The 16,464-nt window shown below is 29.0% G+C and carries 17 protein-coding genes; all 17 read left to right on the top strand.

The annotated features are described in order from the left end of the window. Positions 1-266, top strand: a 266-nt coding sequence (locus RWQ74_RS07500) for a DUF977 family protein (RefSeq protein WP_314397663.1), incomplete at its 5' end; no start/stop codon positions are given. Between the two features lie 263 nt (positions 267-529). Beyond that, positions 530-835 (top strand): Asp23/Gls24 family envelope stress response protein, encoded by a 306-nt coding sequence (locus RWQ74_RS07495; RefSeq protein ID WP_314160716.1) that lies wholly within the window; start codon positions 530-532, stop codon positions 833-835. 14 nt (positions 836-849) lie between these two features. Next, a complete protein-coding gene (gene nusB / locus RWQ74_RS07490) occupies positions 850-1,245 on the top strand; it encodes a transcription antitermination factor NusB (protein WP_314160717.1) in 396 nt (131 codons plus the stop codon). A 13-nt stretch (positions 1,246-1,258) separates the two neighbouring features. Then, complete coding sequence (xseA, locus tag RWQ74_RS07485) at positions 1,259-2,518, top strand: exodeoxyribonuclease VII large subunit (RefSeq protein WP_314397661.1); 1,260 nt, start codon at positions 1,259-1,261, stop codon at positions 2,516-2,518. Then, complete coding sequence (gene xseB / locus RWQ74_RS07480; protein ID WP_314397660.1) at positions 2,518-2,718, top strand: exodeoxyribonuclease VII small subunit; 201 nt, start codon at positions 2,518-2,520, stop codon at positions 2,716-2,718. The genes xseA and xseB overlap by 1 nt, the downstream gene beginning before the upstream one ends. Next, positions 2,711-3,571, top strand: a complete 861-nt coding sequence (locus RWQ74_RS07475) for a farnesyl diphosphate synthase (protein ID WP_314397659.1) — start codon at positions 2,711-2,713, stop codon at positions 3,569-3,571. Before xseB ends, RWQ74_RS07475 begins: the two co-directional genes overlap by 8 nt. 564 nt (positions 3,572-4,135) lie before the next feature. Further along, the gene (locus RWQ74_RS07470) at positions 4,136-5,281 is read left to right on the top strand and encodes a glycerate kinase (protein ID WP_314397658.1); all 1,146 of its coding nucleotides are present in this window, start codon (positions 4,136-4,138) and stop codon (positions 5,279-5,281) included. Then, positions 5,274-6,137, top strand: a complete 864-nt coding sequence (locus RWQ74_RS07465; protein WP_314397657.1) for a DMT family transporter — start codon at positions 5,274-5,276, stop codon at positions 6,135-6,137. The genes RWQ74_RS07470 and RWQ74_RS07465 overlap by 8 nt, the downstream gene beginning before the upstream one ends. Before the next feature lie 12 nt (positions 6,138-6,149). Next, on the top strand, positions 6,150-7,046 hold the full coding sequence (locus RWQ74_RS07460; RefSeq protein WP_314397656.1) for a C39 family peptidase: 897 nt from the start codon (positions 6,150-6,152) through the stop codon (positions 7,044-7,046). Positions 7,047-7,246: 200 nt separating this feature from the next. Further along, complete coding sequence (gene sufC / locus RWQ74_RS07455) at positions 7,247-7,987, top strand: Fe-S cluster assembly ATPase SufC (RefSeq protein ID WP_003145337.1); 741 nt, start codon at positions 7,247-7,249, stop codon at positions 7,985-7,987. Between the two features lies 1 nt (position 7,988). After that, the gene (gene sufD / locus RWQ74_RS07450) at positions 7,989-9,275 is read left to right on the top strand and encodes a Fe-S cluster assembly protein SufD (RefSeq protein WP_314397654.1); all 1,287 of its coding nucleotides are present in this window, start codon (positions 7,989-7,991) and stop codon (positions 9,273-9,275) included. A gap of 5 nt (positions 9,276-9,280) precedes the next feature. After that, complete coding sequence (locus RWQ74_RS07445) at positions 9,281-10,507, top strand: SufS family cysteine desulfurase (RefSeq protein ID WP_314397666.1); 1,227 nt, start codon at positions 9,281-9,283, stop codon at positions 10,505-10,507. Further along, positions 10,497-10,925, top strand: coding sequence for a Fe-S cluster assembly sulfur transfer protein SufU (gene sufU, locus RWQ74_RS07440; protein WP_314397653.1), 429 nt, complete (start codon positions 10,497-10,499; stop codon positions 10,923-10,925). Before RWQ74_RS07445 ends, sufU begins: the two co-directional genes overlap by 11 nt. 35 nt (positions 10,926-10,960) lie before the next feature. Continuing rightward, entirely contained in the window at positions 10,961-12,340 is a 1,380-nt protein-coding gene (sufB, locus tag RWQ74_RS07435) for a Fe-S cluster assembly protein SufB (RefSeq protein WP_314397665.1), read from the top strand. A gap of 181 nt (positions 12,341-12,521) precedes the next feature. Further along, positions 12,522-13,802, top strand: a complete 1,281-nt coding sequence (locus tag RWQ74_RS07430; RefSeq protein ID WP_314397652.1) for a hypothetical protein — start codon at positions 12,522-12,524, stop codon at positions 13,800-13,802. Next, positions 13,803-15,275: a glycosyltransferase gene (locus RWQ74_RS07425; RefSeq protein ID WP_314397650.1), complete on the top strand. Its 1,473-nt coding sequence runs from the start codon at positions 13,803-13,805 to the stop codon at positions 15,273-15,275. Between the two features lie 400 nt (positions 15,276-15,675). Beyond that, positions 15,676-16,464: KxYKxGKxW signal peptide domain-containing protein (locus tag RWQ74_RS07420; protein WP_314397649.1), on the top strand; the 789-nt coding region annotated here is incomplete at its 3' end.

The following is a 16,464-nucleotide window of genomic DNA, read 5'->3' as shown; positions in this document are numbered from 1 at the left end:
GTCAAAATGATGGTCAAAATGATGGTCAAAATGATGGTCAAAATGATGGTCAAAAGCAACTAGTAAAATTAACTATGCTAGAGCGAAGGGAGAAAATATTGCAATTAATTATAGAAAATAATAGAATGACTTCCAATAAGTTAAAAGATATTTTAGGAGTATCTAAAGCTACCATAGAAAGAGATATATCAAAATTAAGAGAAGAAGGTAAATTAGAATATATAGGAAGCTCAAAAAATGGCTATTGGAAAATTAAAGAAATCTAGAAATATGCTAGAAATTAAATATTTATTTTTAATTTATTATATTTAATTGAGAACTTTATACTTTATTTTTTCCGGATAAACTACAGAGAATCATAAGGAAGGGATTACCTACATAAAATAGTATTTTCGACAACAACTATTTTAAGGTAATCTCTCCCTTTTTTTTTGAAAATATGGTATAATTAATAAGATTATTATGGACAAATAATAATTTAATATTGGCTGTATTGCTAATATTAAATATAATTTTGGAGGAAATTCAAATGGAAACTAAAAAATTAGGAAAAGTAGAAATTAACCCAAGTGCCTTAGCAGTAATAGCTAATATTGCAACTACAGAAGTAGAGGGGGTAGCAAAATTATTAGGAAAAAAAGTTTATTCACGTGGAGTTGAATTAGAATTTGCAGGTACAGAATTGATTATAGATGTGTATTGTAACTTAAAGGCTGGATATTCAGTAACTAAAACAGCTAGAAAAATTCAAGAAAATGTTAGAAATTCTATTTTTAATATGACAGAAATAAATACTAAAACTGTCAATGTAAATATAATAGGAATTGATTTTTAATTTAGGAGATTTAAATGAAGAGCAGACACGAACTTAGAGAAGCGGTTTTTAAAATTTTATTTCAAGTAGAAAATACTGAATTAGATTTTATAGAACTACTAGATTTAGAACAAGAGGAAATTTCTACTAGTATTTATGTTAATAAAACATTAACAGAAATATTAGAGAAAAAAGATGAGATTGACGAAATAATTTCAAAAAATTTAAAAGATTGGAAATTAGAACGTCTTTCAAAAATGGATAGACAGATTTTACGTATTTCTGCATATGAAATACTATATAGTGATATTCCGTATAAAGTTTCAATTAACGAAGCTGTAGAACTTTCAAAAAAATATAGTGAAAAAGATGAAAGTTATAAATTTATCAATGGAGTATTAAAAGGAATCGTAGAAAACTCAACAAAATAAGAGGTAAAGTTAGATGGGAGAAAGAACATATCTAACCGTTACAGCATTAAATAAATATATTGAGAGAAAATTTTTATTAGATCCATACTTAGGAGAAATATATATTAAAGGTGAGATATCTAATTTTAAACTTCATAATAACAATAATATCTATTTTTCTATAAAAGATGAGAATACAAGAATAAATGCAGTATGGTTCGGAGCAAAAACAAAAGACTTTAAAGATGGAGATACAGTCCTAATTAAATCGAAGATTAATTATTATTTTCCTCGAGGAGAACATAATCTGCTAGTTTCAGATATGAAAAAAGATAGAATAGGAGAACTTTATCAGAAATTTTTAGAGTTGAAAGAAAAGCTTGAAAAAGAAGGACTTTTCTTGCCACAATACAAAAAACAAATACCAAGTTTTTGCCAAAATATTGCAGTAGTTACCGCTAAAACAGGAGCAGCAGTCCAAGATATTACAAGAACGATTCAAAGACGTTTTCCTATCGCAAAAATTAATATTTACTCGACTTTGGTTCAAGGAGAAAATTCAGTCCAAGATATTGTTAAAAATATTAAACTAGCTGATGATGGAACCAATGATGTAATAATTTTAGGTCGTGGTGGAGGATCAATAGAAGATTTATGGAGTTTTAATACTGAAGAAGTTATTAGAGCTATATTTAATTGTAAGACTCCTATTGTTACTGGAATTGGACATGAAACCGATACGACACTAGCGGATTTCGTATCTGACAAGCGGGCTTCAACACCAACTGCGGCAGCAGAATTAGTGACGCCGAATATAGAAGATATAAAAAATAGAATAGAATTTAATCTTGATAAATTAAATAATACTATTAGCTATATTATTCAAACATATAAGAATAGAGTAAATAATAGCGAAAATAATCCATATTTCAAAAATTATTCTAGAGTTCATATTGAGTATAAAAAGACTGTTGAAATGTTTGAAAAAGATCTTAATAAATCTATACAGTTGTTGTTAAAAGATAGACAACAACAACTAATAAATTCTTCGGAAAAGTTTATTAATTTTGATTTATTGGCAAGATTTAAAGAAAGTTTTACTCAAGAGCTTAATCGTTTAGAAGCAAACTCTCCGCTAAATATTATGAAGAAAGGATATTCGGTATCATTTCTTGATGATAAAAAATTAACATCTGTTAAAGAAGTTAAGGTAGGAGATGAGATATCAGTTCAGTTAATCGATGGTAGTCTAGAATGTAAAGTGAACAATATATCCGGTAAAGGAGTTAAGTAATGATTAAAGAAAATTTCGAAACAAGTTTAATGAATTTAGAAAAAATTGTTGCTGAATTAGAGTCAGGGCAATTATCATTAGAAGATTCATTAGAACGCTACAAAAATGGAATAGATTTAATAAAACATTGTAATAAGCTAATAGATAAAGCGGAAAAAGAAGTAGTTAAATTAACTAAGGATTTCAAAGAAAATGAATAATTTTAAAAGTTTCATAGAAGAAAATAAAACCAAATTAAATACTTATGCTAAAGAATACCTTGAAAAATTGGATATACCTGATTTATTAAAAGAATCTATTGAATATTCTTTAGTTAACGATGGGAAAAAGATTAGACCACTATCATTTTTATATTTACTAAAGTATTACGGAGTGGACTACAGCAAATATTTTGATATTGCATTAGCTATAGAATTAGTACATACTTATTCATTAGTTCATGATGATTTACCAGAGATGGATAATGATGATTATCGGTGGGGTAAATATACTAATCATAAAGTTTTTGGACAAGATGTTGCGGTACTTACAGGGGATGCAATGTTAACATTAGCGTTTGAAGTGTTAAGTGAATGCAATGTTGAACCTAGCTTAAAGGTAAGATTAATTAAGCAATTTGCCAATTATTCTGGTGCGATGGGGATGATTGCAGGGCAGATATATGATGTTAAACAAAAGAACTATGATGTTGATGCGGATTACTTAAGAAAAATGCATAGCTTAAAAACAGGACGTTTAATTGAGCTACCTATGGACTTCGCATGTTTAGTAGCAAATAAACTTGATGAATATAATGATGTTAAAGAATTTGGACAGCAATTAGGTATTGCTTATCAAATTAAAGATGATATTCTGGATTACTATGGAGACTTTGAAAAAATCGGAAAATTGCCTAGTGATGAAGATATGATTACATACCTTAGTTTCTATGGTATTGAGGAATGTGAAGAATTACTCAAAAAACATACACTTAATGCTATCAATGTTGCAAAACGCCTTAATAATAATTTGCTAGAAGATTTTGCAAATTATTTACTAAAAAGAGAAAAATAATTTACGACAGATTAAAACAAAATCACTGTAGATTGATATTTCAAATCTATGGTGATTTTGTTCATAAAAATAATAATTCGTGACTGGATTTTTTTTATGCCCTGAATTTATTATACAACCAAATATGAAAAGGCAAAAACCACGAAAGTTTAGGGGTAAACTTCGTGGTTTTTTACAGTATGAATATTAGTTTAACTTTAGGGATTAGGTTACTCATAAACTAATATATTTTAAAATGTTGGCTGTAGATTACTGGCACAAACACGAGGATTACTTTTTAATTGTAAAACTAAAAGTAGTTTGCTTCTACAGTTGACAAATTAATACTGTATTTTTTTGATATAATCAAAAAATTGAGACCTATCTTTCACCCTAAACATAAAGTAAAACACTTTACATAATTATTATACTAAAAAAAATAATAAATTTAAAGTATTTGTGTAAATTTTATCAATAAAAATGTTTTTATACTTTATTTTCAGATTTTAAACTTTTATTAAAGTTGGTTTAATGGTAAAATTAACTAAAAGATTATAAATTTAATGTAAGCGGAGTTGAAAATTAATGAAAGTATTAATAGCAGTTAATGAGTTTAAGGGCTCATTATCATCAGCAGAAATAGGAAAAATTATTTCCAATAAACTTAATAATAACTACAAGAATATTATTACATATACTCAAGTAGTTGCTGATGGAGGAGATGGATTTCTAACATTATTTAAGGGGTTTACAAATAATAAATTTAGAACGGTTAATGCAGCATTACAAGAATGTGATGTGAATTATCTTTTGAATGAAGAGAGAAAAGAAGCGGTTATTGAGGTAGCGGAAGTAATAGGGATAAAGCAATTAAAAGATGAACAAAAAGATCCATTTAAAACTACAACAACAGGTTTAGGAAAGTTAATTGTATTTCTTCTAGAAAAAGGGGTAGAACATTTTATTATAGGTCTTGGTGGAAGTGCGACAAATGACTGTGGAATAGGAATGTTAAGTGAATTAGGTATTAAATTTATAGACAAAAAAGGGTATTTGTGTAAATGTGGTATTAATGACTTAAGTAAAATAGATGTTATTGATAATAAAAATATTAATTCTAAATTAACTAAAGCGAGGTTTAGTATCATAAGTGACGTTAGTAATCCGTTGATAGGAAATAATGGAGCGACGTATATATTTTCGAAACAAAAGGGGCTTGATGAGAATAAATTCGCAGAAGTTGATAAATATATTGAAAAATTTTCTAATAAAGTTAATTTAGCTACTGGAAAAAATAACACTTTCATCGAAGGTAGCGGTGCTGCTGGTGGATTAGGTTATGCCTTTATGTCTTTTTGCAATGCTACTATACAATCAGGCTCAGAGTTTATGATTAATTATCTAGAGTTAGAGAAAATTATTCGAGATGTGGATGTTGTTATTACTGGAGAAGGTAAATTAGATAAACAGAGTTATATGGGAAAAGCTCCTATAGAAATTGCAAGAATAGCAAAACGATTTAATAAAAAAGTTATTTTTTTAGCGGGTAGTATTTTAGATGATGAATTATCTGAATTAAATGAAGATGATAAAAAATTAATTGATGCATCGTTTTCAATTCAAAGGAAATTTACGTCATTGAATATAGCAATGGACAGACACATTTCAAAACGAAACATTGAAAATACAATTGTTCAAATATTTAATATATTGGAGTTTAGTAATGGATAAAAAGAATAATATACTAATGGGAATATTTTGTATAATAATGTCGGGATTCGGTTTTTCATTGATGGCGTTATTCATCAAATTATCTGGAGATTTACCATCTATGCAGAAAGGTTTTTTTAGGAATATTATAGCTGTTGGGATTTCATCAATTCCGTTAATAAAACATTGGAAAAATATAAATCTACCAAGTAATAAAGTTTCTTGGAGTGTTTTAATCTCAAGGAGTGTTTTCGGTACAATAGGCTTAGTATTTAACTTTTATGCAATTTCACATATTAGTCTTGCTGATTCGACTATTATACAAAAACTTTCACCATTTATAATAATTATACTATCTTATTTTTTCTTTAAAGAAAGAATAACGATGTTTCAACTTTTAGCAATTATTATTGCATTTATAGGTGTAGGATTTATTATAAAACCTACAGGTGATGGATTAATAAGTACAGGAGCTCTAGCTGCACTTTTAGGGGCGTTTTGTTCAGGGATTGCTTATACTTGCGTAAGGTATTTAGGTACGCATAATGTCTCAGGAGAGTTTATAATTTTCTTCTTCTCATCATTATCGACAATACTATTATTACCTTATTTAATTTTTGATTATCGTACGATGACAATGTATCAACTGTCGATGCTAATATTAGCTGGTGCTTCAGCTACGATAGGACAGTATGGAGTAACATTCGCTTATAAGTATGCAGCAGCAAAAAATATATCAGTCTTTGATTATTCACAAGTATTGTTTTCCGGAATTTTAGGATTTATATTTTTTAGCGAGTTACCAGACTTGCAAAGTTTGTTAGGATATATTATAGTTATTTTTGTAGGGATTATTCTAGTATTAAAAAGTAAATAAAGGAGAAAAATAATGAAAAGAAAAAGAATGGGAATAATGACAATTGTATTCATTATTCTATGTACAGTTGTATTTTACGTTATTCAAAGTAATAAGATTACTTGGTTTAATAAATTTATAAAAGATGAAAATAAGAGTACTAATGTGTTAAAAACAGAAAATGTAGCTAAAGCACGTGATGGAATTCGTGGAGTAACACAACCTTCTCCATTTATAACGACAACAAGAGGAATAGAAAATAACTTGCTTCAAAATGCTAATGGAAGTTTAATAGGTCAATTAATCTATTTACAAAAAGAGAATCTACCAGAAGCAGAGCAGAAGTTATTAGTTAATAATAAGGATGCAACACAGTATATCTTGGGCTATTTAGCAGGACAACAAGCAGCACCATTCGAACAAGGAGAAACTATTGAAATTAATAGGAAGTTTCCTTACTATATCCAATGGGATAAACGCTGGGCTTATGATAAGCTTGGTGAAACAAATATAGCAATAGGTGGTTGTGGACCAACTTGTGTAGCGATGGCTCTAAGTGGAATATTAGATGATAAATCAATTACACCAAAAAATATTGCTGAAAAAGAAGATGCTAGCGGATACTTTACAGATGCAGGTACAAAATGGAGTTTCTTCGATTATATAGCTAAAGAATACGGAGTTAAATCAACTGGTGTATCACTTAATGAAGAAGCTATGAAATCTGCATTGAATAAAGGTAATCCTATTATCGCTTCTGTTCATCCAGGTAAGTTTACAACTGTTGGACATATTGTTTTGATAACAGGAGTAGATAATGAAGGAAAATTTATAATTAATGATCCAAATAGTTACACAAGAACACTAAAAAAATGGTCTTATGACGAATTAAAAACTGAAATAGTAGCTATGTGGGAATTTTCAAAATAAATTATATAAATAAATCCTCGAATTTCAAGTGAAATTTGAGGATTTATTTTTTCGTAAATAGGAGTGCATAACTAGAGAACGTTCGAACCAATAATTTGATAAAACATTTGAAAACCTTTATAATAATACTTATGTAATTTGCGATAATTAATGTTTTATATGATTTGATCGCAATAAATATAAGAGATGGAGGAAATAAAATGTCAGTTCTTGATATAAAAAATTTAGAAGTATCAATTAATGAAAAACAAATATTAAAAGGACTAAATTTAGAAATTAAATCTGGTGAGATACATGCTGTAATGGGACCAAATGGTGCAGGTAAATCTACATTAGCATCAGCTATTATGGGTCACCCTAAATATGAGGTAGATGGTGGAAGTATTTTATTAGATGGTGAAGAAGTATTAGAAATGGAAGTTGACGAAAGAGCTCGTGCTGGTCTATTCCTAGCGATGCAATATCCATCTGAAGTACCAGGAGTACCAACTTCAGAATTTATTAAATCTGCAATCAATGCACAACGTGAAGATAGTATTCCTTTAATGCAATATATTAAAAAATTAGATAAAACTATGGAATTTTTAGAAATGGACCTAAAAATGTCTCAACGTTATGTAAATGATGGTTTCTCTGGAGGAGAAAAGAAACGTAACGAAATATTACAAATGATGATGTTAGAACCTAAATTTGCTATTCTAGATGAAATCGACTCTGGATTAGACATCGATGCACTGAAAATTGTATCAAAAGGTGTTAATAAAATGCGTGGTGAAAACTTTGGTTGCTTAATTATCACTCACTACCAAAGATTATTAGATTATATTGAGCCAGATTTTGTACACGTACTTATGGATGGGAAAATCGTAAAATCAGGTGGACCTGAGCTAGCACTTCGTTTAGAAAAAGAAGGTTATGACTGGTTAAAAGAAGAGGTTTAATATGGAGAATAATAAATTAAAACTAAGTATTAAAACTTTACAAAGCATCTTTTATAATACAAATGAACCTACATGGTTTTTAAATACTAGAAAATTAGCTTTATATAAGAGTTATACGCTACCTTTTCCAAAACTAGAATCTATGGAGTTAGAAAGATGGAACTTATTTAATGTTGATTTTTCAACTCTAAGATTAGAAAATGAAGGAACTGTAGATATAGCCAAATATGGTATTAATAGCGATGATTTTGCCGTAGTTCAAAAGAACAACACTATTGTACATATTAATATTCCTGAAAAATATGCTGATAAAGTTGTTATTAAAGATATTTTCACTGCGATGAATGATGATCACATAAAAGATAGTTTTATGAGTGTAGTTGACTATGCAGAAAGTAAAGTTACAGCTGTTCACTACACACTATTAAATGCTGGATTATTCATTGATGTTAAGGATAATGCTGAAATTGGAGAACCGCTTCAATATATCGTAATATCTGATAAAGAACAAAGTTTATTCAACCATGTAACTATTCAGGTTGGAAATAACGCTAAGTTTAACTTTATTGAAAACTACGTAAATAATCAAAAAGAGGATAAGGCTCCATTCAGTTTAGTTTCAGAAGTAGTTGCACATGAAGGAGCTCAAATTAACTATAGTTCAATTACGAACCAACCAGGTGAAAAACGTGGAACTATTTTACGTCGTGGTTTGACTTATAGAGATTCATTAATTAACTGGAATGTAGCTGCAATGGATGAAGCAGACGTATATCACGATAATACAACAAACATCCTAGGAGATGGTTCTGAAGCAAATCTTAAGATTGTAACTCTAGGAGTTAAAGAACAAAAAACTTACTTCAATAGTGAAGTAGTTAACCAAGGCTTAAGCAGTAAAGGGGATATTTTACAACATGGTGTGCTATTAGATAGATCACATATTGTATTTAACGGTGTAGGATTTATCGTTAAAGGAGCAACAGGTTCTAACGCTTACCAAAGTTCAAGAATGCTGACACTTTCTTCAGAAGCAAAAGCAGATGCTAACCCAATGCTATTAATCGACGAAAATGATGTTATGGCAGGTCACGGAGCGTCTTTAGGTCGTATTGATGAAGAGCAATTATACTACTTACAAAGTAGAGGATTAACTAGAAAAGAATCAAGTAGATTATTAGTTCATGGATTCCTATCTCCAGTAATCTCAGAGTTAACAGTAGATAAAATTAAAGAACTTGTAACAGTACTTATTGATGAAAAAATTAATAATAACGAGAGTGAGTAATAATGATAGATTTTAGTAAATATAGAGAAGACTTTCCTATATTAAATAGAAAAATATCAGGAAATGATTTGATATTTTTTGATAATGGAGCTACTACTCAAAAACCTAATCAAGTGATCGATGCAATTACAGATTACTATAAAAATTATAATTCAAATATTCATAGATCTGTTTATACCTTAGGTAATGAATCAGAGAAAATATACGAAGAATCGAAAGAGTTAGTTAGAGAATTTATAAATGCAAGTAGTTATGAAGAAGTAATCTATACTAGTGGAACTACGGAAAGTTTAAATTTTGTAGCAAGAATTTTAGAACAAGATGTAAGTGAAGGAGATGAAATTATTCTTACCTACATGGAACATCATGCTAATATTATTCCTTGGCAACAACTAGCTAAACGCAAAAATCTTGTTCTTAAATATTTAGAATTAGATGAAGATGGAAGAATAAGTATAAAACAATTAGAAGAATTTATTACAGATAAAACTAAAATTGTATCAATGTGTCATGCTTCTAACGTATTAGGTAATATAAATCCAGTTTATGAAATTGGTGAATTATTGAAAGATAAAGATATTTATTTTGTAGTAGATGCAGCGCAATCAGTTCCTCATTTAAAGATTGATGTTCAAAAAATGAACTGTGACTTTTTAGCTTTTAGTGCGCATAAAATGTGTGGACCTACTGGTATTGGAGTTCTATATGGAAAGAAACAGCTACTAGAAAAATTTGATCCGGTTGAATTCGGTGGAGGAATGATTGGTATCGTTGAAGATAATTCAGCAACATGGGCAATTCTTCCTGATAAATTTGAAGCGGGAACACCACTGCTTGCACAAGCAGCAGGATTAGGAGAAGCTATTAAGTATTTGAATAGTATTGGTTTAGAAAATATTGAAAAGTACACTAAAGAACTTACTAGATACATGTATTCTGAACTTTCTAAAATAGATAATGTAGAGATTTATGGAACAAAGAATATTGAGGAGAGAGTTTCACTAGTTACTTTTAACTTGGTAGGAGTTCATCCTCATGATTTAACAAGTTTCTTAGATGAAAAAGGTATTTGCATAAGAGCAGGGCATCAGTGTACTCAACCATTATTAGGAAAGCTAGGAACATACTCGGTAGCAAGAGTGAGTCTATATTTATATAATACAAAAGAAGAGATAGATTTCTTTATTCAAACTTTAAAAAAAACGAAGGAGTTTTTTGACAATGAGTTTTAGTGATTTAAAAAGTTTATATAAACAAGTAATCTTAGATCATAGTAAGCATCCTAGAAATAATGGGGAAATAGAGAGTAGTTATAAGTTGGAGATGTTAAATCCGTCTTGTGGTGATAAAATAATAGTTAGTATGAAATTAGTAGATAATATTATTGAAGATATTAAGTTCGTAGGAACAGGTTGTTCTATTTCATTAGCATCTGCCTCTATGTTAACTGAGGAATTAAAAGGATTATCAGTAGAAAAAGCTAATGCCAAGATTAAAGACTTTTTAAATATGATTATGGGAAATGAATTTAATGAAGAAAACTTAGAAGATAGTATTTCATTACAAAGTATTTCTCAACTTCCAGCAAGGGTTAAGTGTGCTACTCTTGCATGGAAAATTACAGAAAAAATATTAGAAGAAAATAAATAGAAGAAGGAGTGATTGCATTGAATAAAAATGAAGAAATGTTTACCGATTATCAGTATGGATTTTCAGATAAAGATGTATCTATATTCAAAACTGATAAAGGATTAACAAAAGAAATCGTTAAAACAATTTCTGAAAGAAAAGAAGAACCACAATGGATGTTAGAATACCGTTTAAATGCTTTAAAAGAGTTTTACAGAATGCCGATGCCTACATGGGGTGGAGATTTGTCTGAAATTGATTTTGAGGATTTAACATACTATGTAAAACCATCAGAAAAAACAGAGCGCTCATGGGATGAAGTACCACAAGAAATTAAAAATACTTTTGAAAAACTTGGTATTCCAGAAGCAGAACAAAAATACCTTGCAGGTGTCTCTGCACAATATGAGTCAGAGGTAGTTTATCACAATATGCATAAACAATTCGAAGAAAAAGGAATTATCTTCGAAGATACTGATACAGCATTAAAGAATCATGAAGAAATCTTCAAAGAATATTTTTCAAAAGCTGTTGATTTCAATGATAATAAGTTCGCTGCATTAAACTCTGCAGTTTGGTCAGGTGGATCATTTATCTACTGTCCGGAAAATGTATCAGTAGAAGCACCGCTTCAAGCATACTTCAGAATTAACAGTGAAAAAATGGGACAATTTGAGCGTACATTAATTATTATTGAGAGAAACTCTTCTTTACATTATGTAGAAGGATGTACAGCTCCAACTTACTCAGCAAGTTCATTACACGCTGCTGTTGTAGAAATATTTATTAAAGAAAATGCTCGATTCAGATATACTACTATTCAAAACTGGTCGACAAACGTTTATAACTTAGTTACGAAACGTGCGATTGTTGAGAAAAACGGTACTATGGAATGGGTAGACGGAAACCTAGGTTCTAAATTAACTATGAAATACCCAGCATGTATTTTAGTTGGTGAGGGAGCAAGTGGAAGTACATTATCCATAGCTATGGCTAGTGAAGGACAAGTACTTGATGCGGGATCTAAGATGATTCATTTAGCGCCTAGAACATCTTCTACTGTCGTTTCTAAATCAATGTCTCGTCGTGGTGGAAAAGTTAACTACCGTGGATGGATTCACTTTGGTAAAAACTCTGAAGGTTCGCGTTCAAACATTGAATGTGATACTTTAATCTTAGATGAATATTCAACTTCAGATACTATTCCTTACAACATTGTTAAAAACTCTAACGTATCTTTAGAACACGAAGCAAAAGTATCTAAAGTATCAGAAGAACAACTATTCTACTTAATGAGTAGAGGTCTTGATGAAGGACAAGCTACTGAAATGATAGTTATGGGATTCATCGAACCATTCACAAAAGAACTTCCAATGGAATACGCTGTCGAATTAAACAGATTAATTTCATTTGAGATGGAAGGCTCTATAGGATAATAAAATAGATTATATATTTAGCTCTCAAAGTTTGATTTTTAACTTTGAGGGCTTTTTTGCACATATGGAACACGTTAATAGAAATTATTATAGATAGAACTTTTATATTATTTAAGTTATAATATTTAATAAGAATTAATTATTTATCAAACATTAGAACAATTATTAAAGGAGAATGTAAATGATTTATCTTACAAATGAATTTAATAAGAATGAACAGAAATTCATTGAAGATGTGATATCTTCTGGTATTGAGGTGAAGGTGCTGACAATGAAAGCAAATCCAATAGATAAAGATTATGTCCATTTTTTACCTAATATTTTAACGGATAAAATAAATAACGAAAAAAGAAATAATTCACCACTATTCGCTTTAAAAGTCGAAGTTCCAGAGTACTGGAGTATTAATATGGGTTATGAATATGGTACAATTTGGGATAGAGGTATTCAACGAGGGATTATAAATTATTTAAATTATGATGAATGGACAGTGAGTTCTGTTGAATGGTGGGATGTCAAAGGAAATGTTATAAGTAAAGATTACTACGGAGAAGATGGATTATGTTTTAAACAAGAAATATTTGATAGTGAAGAAAAAATTATTTCTATTCAATATTATAATCAAAAAGGCAACTTAATTATGATAGAAGATCCTGGGAATGGCTTATTTTCTATATTTTTTGAAAATATGACATTTTTATATGATGAAAATCAATTATGGCATGCTTGTGTTAATTTAATAAATGATAATGAAGTTTTGGTAATAGGAGATCAACATATAGCTAAGTTTTTCAAAGACGAAAAAATTAAAGCTTGCTATACAGACAAATTACCACTTGAGGATGAAGATGTAAATAAATGGTTAATGACAGTAGATGAATTATATATATACCATTTTTCGGTTTTTTCTAAATTATCATTAAACGATAGAGTTCATCACATAAGTCCGTTGTATCCTAAGAAAAATACAGAACAATATAGAGCGTTAATTATCACACATACTCAAGATGTAGAAAAAATCGAAGAGTTAACGTCCGCTCTCCCTATGATTGAATTTCATATAGGTGCTATCACTGCTATGGGTTCAAGATTAACAGATCTTGATGAAATGAACAATGTATTTTTATATCCTGGTATGCCTCAAAGTCAATTTTTTAATCTTCTAGAAAACTGCAATATATACTTAGATATAAATCATGATATTGAAATACTTGATGCTGTTGAAGAATCTTTGGAGAAAGGTATGTTGCTATTTGCCTTTGAAGAAACATGTCATAGACCAAAATATTTTACGTCAGAACATATGTATACGACTTTTGAAGTAAATAAAATGATTGATTATCTGAAGCAACTATCAATTTCTGATAAGGTTTATAAAGAAGCTATGAATAAACAATTAAATTGGATTAAATATTCTGATGTAAAAAAATATAGAGATACTTTTGGAAAGGAGGGAATATAAATGACTACATATATATTTGATTTATTAGTAGGATATGAACCTAATGGAGTCGATAACTCTCAAGTTCATCGAGCAAGAGTATTTGATAAACAAAATATAGATTATCGCTATATATTTTCTGTGTTACCTCCTCGTAATAAGTTTCGTTATTTTAGAGATATAGGTATACCAGTAGATAGAATGATTATTGCTCCATACTATCTTGTTGGGGAAACAGGAGTTTTATCAACTATTTCTGTTAAGAAAATGATAAGTAAATTAAAACTAGAAAATAAAGAATGTTTAGAGCAAAGTGCGGAAAAAGTTATTTATAGTTTATCCAATGAACATAAGCTAGTACTGTGGATTGAAGATAATAATGTTTATGAAGTACATCATCTTTATCAAAATATATTATATCAAATTGATTACTATACCTCATTCCTTATTTGTAGAGAATTTTTTAATAAAGATCAATATGATTGGTCTAAAAGATTCTTTTATAATAATGAAGGAAGTCTTGTATACGAAGGTTATAATATAGGGGGAAATGTTAAATATAGATTTGGAGTAGATTGGATAGATGGAGAGCATGAATTAATGGAAATCTTCATCAAATCATTATCACTTTCTAAGAATGATACCGTGATAATGGACAGAATATCCGGTTTTCCATATTCTCAAGCACTTCTAAAATACGTTAAGGATACAAAAAAAGGAGTTTTCCTTCATTCTATTCATCAGTTTAGATATGGAAGAATGAATTATGAGTACTATTATTTATTTAAATATACAAAAGAGTTTGATTTCATAATAGTTTCAACTGAGTTTCAAAAAAATGATGTTAAGAAATATTTATTAGATTTAAAATTACCTTTATGTCCAATTGTAGTTATACCCGCCGCTAGTATTGAAAATCTAGTACTAGAAAGAGATGAAGTAATTCCGTTCTCTGCAATGATTGCAGCTAGATTAGATCCACGTAAACAGCTTGACATAGCAATTAAAGCGGCAATAAAAGTTAGAGGAATAATACCACAGTTTCATTTGAACATATTTGGTGATGGTGATGAATATGAGAAGTTAAATAATATTATTATTGAAAATAACGCACAAGATTATATTAAACTGTGTGGTTATCAAAAATTAACAGAACAATATAAAAAACATCAACTATATATATCTACTGCATCATGGGAAACCTTAGGTATAACTTTACTTGAAGCTGTATCTTATGGATTAGGAATAGTAGGTATAGACTCTCCGTACGGGGGGCGCACATTTATTAAAAATGAAAAGAACGGTTATTTACTTTCGGAAAATGAAAGTAAAACTAGAGAAGATTTAATAAATAGTTTCGCTGAGACAATAATTAAATACTTTGATTTAAATCAAAACGTTGTTGCCAGTAATTCATATTGTATTGCAAGAGACTATTTAGATGATGTTGTGGGAGAAAAGTGGTGTTCTTTAATAAAAGACAATATTAATTAACAAGAGAATTATAATCAAAACAATGTAAAATAAAACTATATTGATTGTAATTATAAATATATAATTTAAATTAAAAAAATATAAGAAATATAAAAAATAAAATATTTAATAACTTACTTTAAATGTACTTTAAATTATACTTTAAATGTACTTTAAACTTTAAATGCAAAGATAAATTGAAGTTTATTTTTGTATAACTACTTACTTAAATTTCATAATTAGATTTAAGGAATTAAAAAAAAATATTGGAATATTTACTATTATTTCTTGAAATAAAATTCAAAAAGTGGCATAATATAGGTTAATGTATATTATGCCATTATTAGGTGAATATATGGATTTATTTTTTTATAAATAATTTAAACTTAACTAAATTATAGAAATAGAGAGAAGGAGAATTATGCGAAAACGTGAAATAGAAACAGAACGATCACATAGATATAAATTAAGAAAATCCGGTAAGACATGGATTAAAATCGCTGTAACAAAAATTGGTCTGTTAAACCTATTTAGATCAAGTAATGATCTGAATACAACGAAAGTATCAGATGATACAATTGAAAGAGATGATTTAGCAGTTAATGGTATTAGAGGTTTAAGTGTTGTTGGAGCTCTATTTGGATTAAGCGCAACTACCAATCTTGCTCACGCAGAACAAGCGAATGTTTCAGGAGAACAAGAAGCTAATAATGATTTTAATACAGGTTTAGCTAATAAAGAATCTCATACAATCATTAATAAAACTAATGTAGATAATGAAAACAAAGAAACAGCAGTAAGTTCTAATGATAAAAAAGAAAGCGATAATATTACGAAAAATGTAATAAATGATGTGAATTCTTTACTAAATGGTAAAACACAATCTAGTGAAAATAAAAATAATTCTACATCAACAAGCGAAGAGTCTAAATCTGAATCTAAGAGTACTAAAGAATCTGAAAGTAAGCGAGGGCGCAGAGGTAAAAGGGATTTAACTGAGGCTGATAGTAGATCACTAAGTGAATCGGCATCAATGAGTACATCAGTAAGTGAATCAGCATCTAAGAGTACATCAGTATCTGAATCAGCATCTAAGAGTACATCAGTATCTGAGTCAGCATCTAAGAGTACATCAGTATCTGAATCGGCATCTAAGAGTACATCAGTAAGTGAATCAGCATCTAAGAGTACATCAGTATCTGAATCAGCA

Source organism: uncultured Gemella sp. (genome assembly GCF_963525165.1).
Lineage (GTDB): Bacteria > Bacillota > Bacilli > Staphylococcales > Gemellaceae > Gemella.
Note: the sequence above shows the minus strand (reverse complement) of the source record. Positions and strands in the feature narration are given on the sequence as shown.

Bases quoted from the DNA above. Each gene is read 5' to 3' on its own strand.
- sufD (WP_314397654.1), top strand. From the start codon at position 7,989: ATGGAGAATAATAAATTAAAACTAAGTATTAAAACTTTACAAAGCATC.
- RWQ74_RS07465 (WP_314397657.1), top strand. From the start codon at position 5,274: ATGGATAAAAAGAATAATATACTAATGGGAATATTTTGTATAATAATG.
- sufU (WP_314397653.1), top strand. From the start codon at position 10,497: ATGAGTTTTAGTGATTTAAAAAGTTTATATAAACAAGTAATCTTAGAT.
- xseB (WP_314397660.1), top strand. From the start codon at position 2,518: ATGATTAAAGAAAATTTCGAAACAAGTTTAATGAATTTAGAAAAAATT.
- xseA (WP_314397661.1), top strand. From the start codon at position 1,259: ATGGGAGAAAGAACATATCTAACCGTTACAGCATTAAATAAATATATT.
- RWQ74_RS07460 (WP_314397656.1), top strand. From the start codon at position 6,150: ATGAAAAGAAAAAGAATGGGAATAATGACAATTGTATTCATTATTCTA.
- RWQ74_RS07425 (WP_314397650.1), top strand. From the start codon at position 13,803: ATGACTACATATATATTTGATTTATTAGTAGGATATGAACCTAATGGA.
- RWQ74_RS07495 (WP_314160716.1), top strand. From the start codon at position 530: ATGGAAACTAAAAAATTAGGAAAAGTAGAAATTAACCCAAGTGCCTTA.
- RWQ74_RS07430 (WP_314397652.1), top strand. From the start codon at position 12,522: ATGATTTATCTTACAAATGAATTTAATAAGAATGAACAGAAATTCATT.
- nusB (WP_314160717.1), top strand. From the start codon at position 850: ATGAAGAGCAGACACGAACTTAGAGAAGCGGTTTTTAAAATTTTATTT.
- sufB (WP_314397665.1), top strand. From the start codon at position 10,961: ATGTTTACCGATTATCAGTATGGATTTTCAGATAAAGATGTATCTATA.
- sufC (WP_003145337.1), top strand. From the start codon at position 7,247: ATGTCAGTTCTTGATATAAAAAATTTAGAAGTATCAATTAATGAAAAA.
- RWQ74_RS07470 (WP_314397658.1), top strand. From the start codon at position 4,136: ATGAAAGTATTAATAGCAGTTAATGAGTTTAAGGGCTCATTATCATCA.
- RWQ74_RS07475 (WP_314397659.1), top strand. From the start codon at position 2,711: ATGAATAATTTTAAAAGTTTCATAGAAGAAAATAAAACCAAATTAAAT.